We start from the raw sequence: 6,343 nt of genomic DNA, 5'->3' as shown, positions 1-6,343 counted from the left end.
GCCGGCGACTTGTTCAAGATGTACCAGCGATACGCCGATGCCCGGGGGTGGAAAGTGGATGTGATCGACCATCATACCACCGGTGTGGGGGGGCTCAAAGAGATCATTGCCAACGTCAACGGTAAAGGCGCCTACAGCCGTCTGAAGTTTGAAAGCGGCACTCATCGGGTTCAACGGGTGCCCACCACCGAGACCCAAGGACGGATTCATACGTCCGCCGTGACGGTGGCCGTGCTGCCCGAGGCGGAGGAGATCGAAGTCAATATCGATGCCAATGATCTGAAAGTGGATGTTTTTCGATCCTCCGGACCCGGCGGGCAGTCGGTCAATACCACTGATTCGGCGGTGCGCATCACCCACCTGCCGTCCGGGCTGGTGGTGACCTGCCAAGACGAAAAGTCCCAACACAAGAACAAGGCCAAGGCGCTGAAAGTGCTTCGTTCCCGCCTGTTGGACGAGATGGTCAGGGAACAGGACGAGGAGCGCTCCCAGAATCGAAGAAGCCAGGTAGGCAGCGGCGACCGCAGCGAGCGGATAAGAACCTACAATTTCCCCCAGGGGCGGGTCACCGACCACCGAATCGGGTTGACCCTGTATCGCCTGGAATCGATCCTCCAGGGCGATGTGGACGAGGTCATCGACCCCCTGATCACCCACTACCAGAGTCAGGCGCTCCAGCATGCCGAACGCGTCGACGGATAAACCGTCACCCTGGACCTCCCTGGACCTGGTAAAATGGGCGGCCGGGTATTTCAGGGACCGCCATATTGAAAGCGCCCGCAGCGAGGCGGAAATCCTGTTGGCCCATGCCTTGAAGACGCGGCGCATCGACCTCTATCTGAACCACGACCAGCCCTTGTGTAAAAATGAACTCAAGCGCTTCAAATCCTTGATCAAAAGACGGGTGGACGGTGAACCCGTGGCCTATATCACCGGCACCCGGGAATTCTGGTCCCTGGCGCTGGCGGTCAATCCATCAGTGCTGATCCCCCGGCCGGAAACCGAATGCCTGGTGGAAGCGGTGCTGCCCTTTTTAGACGGTCGCGCCGGATCGATGAAGCGGGTATTGGAGATGGGGGCCGGGTCCGGTGCCATCAGCATCGCCCTGGCCCATGAGCATCCCGAGCATCGTTACGTGGCCATGGACCGGTCTGCGGCCGCCGTGCAAACGGCCCGGCAGAATGCACGGACGCACCAGGTGGACCATCGAATCGACTGGTTCTGCGGAGACTGGGATGCGGCCCTCGCGCCGGATCGGGGGATCTTCGACCTGATTGTTTCCAATCCGCCCTATATCCGCAGCCGCGATATCGACGGTCTTCAACCGGAAATCCGCAATCACGAACCCCGGATGGCCCTGGATGGAGACGGCGACGGCCTGGGGTGCATTCGACACATCATCGCGTCAGCCCACCGGTATCTGAGAAATGGCGGCCTGATTGCGCTGGAGATGGGCCATGACCAGAAAAACGATGTCCAGGCCATTGCCGGAGAGGTGGGGACATACAGTGCACCGCAAATCATCAAGGACTACAGCGGACACGACCGGGTTGCGGTGATGGTTAAAAAAGGCTTGTGGCCCCACACTAATTTTGTTATTTAAACTCGTTTTAAAACCACACGTTCGTGGACTTGATCCCGGTGCTTTCATTGGAAAGTCGGATTCAGGGATGAAGCGGGCGAAGGAAAAACCAAACCAAAGGAGAAAACAGTGGCTTACGTAACCATGAAAGAACTGCTGGAAGCCGGTGTCCATTTCGGTCACCAGACCAAACGCTGGAACCCCAAGATGAAACCTTACATTTTCGGGGCCAGAAACGGCATTTACATCATCGATCTGCAAAAAACCGTGAGGATGTTTCGGGATGCCTACGACTTCATCGTGGACACGGCAGCGTCCGGGAAATCGGTCCTGTTCGTGGGCACGAAGAAACAGGCCCGTGAATCCATTTACGAAGAGGCAAACCGGGCAGAAATGTTTTATGTGCAGAACCGCTGGCTGGGTGGCATGCTGACGAATTTTCAGACCATCAAGAAAAGCGTCGACCGCCTGAACTACCTCAACACCATCGAAAACGATGGCTCCATCAGCTTGTTCCCCAAAAAAGAACGCCTGAAACTGGGTAAGGAACGCTTGAAACTGGACAGCACGTTGGGCGGTATCCGCACCATGACCAAGCTGCCCGGCGCTATGGTGGTCATCGATCCGGGCAACGAAGCCATTGCCGTGCGCGAGGGGCGGCGCCTGGGCATCCCCATCGTGGCCATCGTCGACACCAACTGCGACCCCGACCTGATCGATCACGTGATTCCCGGCAATGACGACGCCATTCGGGCCATTCGACTGGTTACCTCGAAAATGGCCGATGCCTGTATCGAGGGCAAGGATCGATATAATGAGCGCCAGCAGGCAAAAGCAGACAAGGGTGAGGTGGAAACCGAACTGGAGAGCGCCGCGGCAGAACTCAAGCCCGGTGAACGCAAAGTGATCTCCGATGGCACGGACGGGCCGGTGGTCGAAATAATCCGCAAAGGCACTGTCCCTGCCGAAAATATTGAACCTACAGGGGAAGCCGCGCCTACAGACGCCGCATCCCCAGAAGCTGAATCGACGGGAGAATAATTCACATGGCAGGTATCAGTGCAGCAATGGTCAAAGAACTCCGGGAAAAGTCCGGTGCCGGTATCATGGATTGTAAAACAGCCCTGGGTGAGTGTGATGGTGACCTTGAAAAAGCCATCGATTTTCTGAGAAAAAAAGGAATTGCCACCGCAGCCAAACGGGCCGGCCGGGCCACTTCCGAGGGCACCATACAGTCATACATTCATATGGGCGGCAAGATCGGCGTCATGGTGGAAGTCAACTGCGAAACCGATTTTGTGGCCAAGACGGATGATTTCAACGAATTCGCCAAGAATCTCGCCATGCATATCGCCGCCACCAATCCGGTGGGCATTTTACCTGAAGACGTCCCCCAGGCGGTGGTCGACCGGGAACGGGAGATCTACAAGGCCCAGGTGCTTGAGATGGGCAAGCCCGAGCAGATGGTCGAAAAGATTGCCGAGGGCAAGCTGAACAAGTTCTTCAAAGACAGCTGCCTGATGAACCAGCAGTACGTCAAGGAGCCGGATAAGACCATCGCCGACTACCTCAACGAGGTGATTGCCAGAACCGGTGAGAAAATTAGCATTAAACGGTTCTCCAGATTTCAAATCGGAACGGAATAGCCTTGACAGCCAAATTCCAACGGATCCTGCTCAAGCTGAGTGGTGAATCCCTGATGGGCGATCAGGGCTTCGGCATCTGCCCCAGCATGCTCGCTTACGTCGCCGAGGAGGTCCGCTCCATCGTTGACCTGGATGTGCAATTGGCCATTGTGGTCGGCGGCGGAAATATTTTTCGCGGTGTGGCGGCCGGTTCCTTCGGCATGGAGCGGACGTCGGCCGATCACATGGGCATGCTGGCCACAGTGCTCAACAGCCTGGCACTGCAGGATGCGCTGGAGAAGCGTGGCATTCAGACTCGGGTGCAGACGGCCATCTCCATGCATGAGGTGGCCGAACCGTATATCCTCCGCCGGGCCCTGCGGCATTTGGAAAAAGGACGGGTGGTCATTTTCGCCGCCGGTTCCGGAAATCCCTATTTCACCACCGACACGGCAGCGGTTCTGCGTGCCAAGGAAATTCATGCGGAGATCTTGCTCAAGGCCACCAAGGTCAACGGGCTGTATGACGCCGATCCCGAACGCCATACAGACGCCCGGTTCATCAAGACCATCAGCTACATGGAAGTGCTTGAAAGGCAGCTTCGGGTCATGGACATGACGGCCATTTCCCTGGCCATGGACAATCAGCTGCCTTTGATGGTGTTCAACCTGAAAGAAAAGGGGAATATTCAAAAGGTGGTCAGCGGAGAAGACGTCGGAACCCTTATCGGCGGATGAATTCCTGGTTGACCTGAATTAGGATCACTTTCAGAAAGTCCACCGCTGCGCACGCAAAAGACGCAGAGAGATGATAACGTGCTATACTCACCTCAACCTCTGCGATATCGGTGGACGCTGCGGTTGAATAAAACCGGAACGCAGAAATTTTAATAAAACCATTCATAACGCGCCACCTACCAACGAGGTGACCCAGCCATGATAGAATCTACACTTCAGGAAACCAAAGACCGGATGGGCAAAACCATCACCGATCTAAAAAACGAACTCAAGCGGGTAAGGACCGGACGGGCGTCGCTGTCTCTCTTGGACGGTATCCGGGTGGACTACTACGGCACGCAGACCCAACTGAACCAGATGGCGTCGCTGTCAGTGCCCGAAAGCCGCCTGATCGTCATTCAACCATGGGATGTTTCCGCTATCAAGGAGATCGAAAAAGCCATTTTAAAATCCGATCTTGGCCTGACCCCGTCCAGTGACGGCAAACTGATCCGCATTGCCATTCCGCCGCTGACCGAGGAGCGCCGCAAAGAACTCGTCAAGGTGGTCAGCAAGATGTGTGAGGAGCACAAGATCGCCGCTCGCAACATCCGTCGAGATTCCAACGAACTGCTCAAGGGGTTTAAAAAGGACGGCGATATTTCGGAAGACGATGCCTTCAAGGCCCAGGACGGTGTCCAGAAGATCACCGACGAGTATATCAACCGCATCGACGAGATATACAAAGACAAAGAGAAAGAGATCCTTGAATTCTAGTTCATCCTCTTCAACGCGGAATGAACTCGACCCCGACCGGATGCCCAAACACATTGCCATCATCATGGACGGCAATGGCCGCTGGGCCAAAAAACGCCTGCTGAACCGCATTAACGGGCATGAAAAAGGGGCGGACGCCGTGCGGACCATCGTGCAGACCGCCCGCAAGCTAAACATCGCTGTGCTTACCCTCTACGCCTTCTCCACCGAAAACTGGCAGCGACCCCAACCTGAAATTTCGGGACTCATGCTGCTGCTTCGGCGCTTTTTGGCGTCTGAACGCCAAACGATGATCGACAATGAGATCCGGCTCAACACCATCGGTCAGATTGACCGCCTGCCTCAAGCGGTCCGCGACAGCCTGGAGGCGGTCATGGATGCCACCGCAACCAATCAGAAGATGGTCTTGAACCTGGCACTCAGTTACGGGGCCCGTGCAGAAATCGTCGAGATGGTCCAACAGATCGCTTCCAAAGCCCGGCAGGGCGTCGTCGAACCGGAGGCGATAACGCCCGAAACCGTTGCCGATCACCTGTACACCCACGGGATGCCTGACGTCGACCTGTTGATCCGGACCAGCGGTGAAATGCGCATCAGCAATTTCCTGCTCTGGCAGATCGCTTATTCGGAAATCTTTTTTACACCGACCCTCTGGCCCGATTTCGGTGAAGATGAATTCGTGGCGATCCTCAAGGATTATCAGCATCGGGAACGCCGTTTCGGGGCGGTACCGTCAACTTAACCAGGACCGCAACGGTTCCCAAACCAAATGAATTGGAAGCAATAAATTGCATGCACCCAATCCTAAATGACAAATAACAAATATCAATTTTCAAGTAAATTCCAATTTCCAAGAGTCAATTTTCAAGAATGAAATAAAAACCAATTGTTTGCTATCATCGATTTTTTGAATCAGTTTGGAATTTTGATTTTTGGTTGTTGTAATTTATTTGTCATTTGATTTTTGGTCATTGTGGTTTATCGACTGGTTTCTTGTTTTCCAACAAAAAAAAATACGAATTCAGGATCAAGATACGAAACGCCCATGCACCTGAAACGCTGGATCACCGGAATTGTCGCCCTGCCGATCATCTACCTGCTGGTTTCAGCAGGCGGTATGGTCTTCGGCCTGTTGATTGCAGCCGTCAGCCTGGTGACCCTGTGGGAGTATTACCGGGCGGTCTTCAAACCCGGCGCCGACGGTCCCATGCGACTGATTCCATTGCTCGGGCTCTGCCTGTCTCCGGTTATCGTCTGGTCGGTATACCAGGGCAAGATGGTCCATGCGCCGTTGATTCTTGCCGTGGACCTGGTGGTTGTGGCCGGGTTGACCCTGCCCCTTTTCAAGAACGATCCCCAGGCCCCCCACCTGGCGGCCAAGCAGTTGTTGGGGCTGGTCTATATTCCCGTTTTTCTGTCTTTTTTGGTCCTCATCCGCTTCGGGGAGAACGGCGCCGGCTGGATATTCTGGATCCTTTGCATCGTTGCCGCCGGTGACACCGGTGCCTTCTATTCAGGCACCTATTTGGGTCGCCACAAGCTTTGCCCCTGGGTCAGTCCCAAAAAAACCATCGAGGGCAGCATGGGTGGGCTGGCTGCTAATGTCGGGGTGGCCCTGCTGTTTAAAGTGATTCTGCTGCCAT

At 55.1% G+C, this 6,343-nt stretch carries 8 protein-coding genes; all 8 read left to right on the top strand.

The features are described from left to right. Positions 1–702, top strand: a 702-nt coding sequence (gene prfA, locus ABYV26_RS18000; protein WP_372682739.1) for a peptide chain release factor 1, incomplete at its 5' end; no start/stop codon positions are given. Beyond that, positions 680–1,603, top strand: coding sequence for a peptide chain release factor N(5)-glutamine methyltransferase (prmC, locus tag ABYV26_RS17995; RefSeq protein ID WP_372682738.1), 924 nt, complete (start codon positions 680–682; stop codon positions 1,601–1,603). The genes prfA and prmC, both read left to right, overlap by 23 nt. 108 nt (positions 1,604–1,711) lie before the next feature. After that, positions 1,712–2,623 (top strand): 30S ribosomal protein S2, encoded by a 912-nt coding sequence (gene rpsB, locus ABYV26_RS17990; protein WP_372682737.1) that lies wholly within the window; start codon positions 1,712–1,714, stop codon positions 2,621–2,623. Positions 2,624–2,628: 5 nt separating this feature from the next. After that, complete coding sequence (gene tsf / locus ABYV26_RS17985; protein ID WP_372682736.1) at positions 2,629–3,228, top strand: translation elongation factor Ts; 600 nt, start codon at positions 2,629–2,631, stop codon at positions 3,226–3,228. A gap of 2 nt (positions 3,229–3,230) precedes the next feature. Next, the gene (gene pyrH, locus ABYV26_RS17980) at positions 3,231–3,944 is read left to right on the top strand and encodes a UMP kinase (RefSeq protein WP_372682735.1); all 714 of its coding nucleotides are present in this window, start codon (positions 3,231–3,233) and stop codon (positions 3,942–3,944) included. 198 nt (positions 3,945–4,142) lie between these two features. Beyond that, the gene (frr, locus tag ABYV26_RS17975) at positions 4,143–4,700 is read left to right on the top strand and encodes a ribosome recycling factor (RefSeq protein ID WP_372682734.1); all 558 of its coding nucleotides are present in this window, start codon (positions 4,143–4,145) and stop codon (positions 4,698–4,700) included. Between the two features lie 40 nt (positions 4,701–4,740). Beyond that, complete coding sequence (locus tag ABYV26_RS17970) at positions 4,741–5,442, top strand: isoprenyl transferase (protein ID WP_372682733.1); 702 nt, start codon at positions 4,741–4,743, stop codon at positions 5,440–5,442. Positions 5,443–5,745: 303 nt separating this feature from the next. Continuing rightward, the coding region (locus ABYV26_RS17965; RefSeq protein WP_372682732.1) for a phosphatidate cytidylyltransferase at positions 5,746–6,343 on the top strand (598 nt) is incomplete at its 3' end.

Source organism: Desulfosarcina sp. (assembly GCF_041551955.1).
Taxonomy (GTDB): Bacteria; Desulfobacterota; Desulfobacteria; order Desulfobacterales; family Desulfosarcinaceae; genus Desulfosarcina.
The sequence above is the reverse complement of the archived record's forward strand: the minus strand, read 5'-3'. Positions and strand labels throughout refer to the sequence as shown.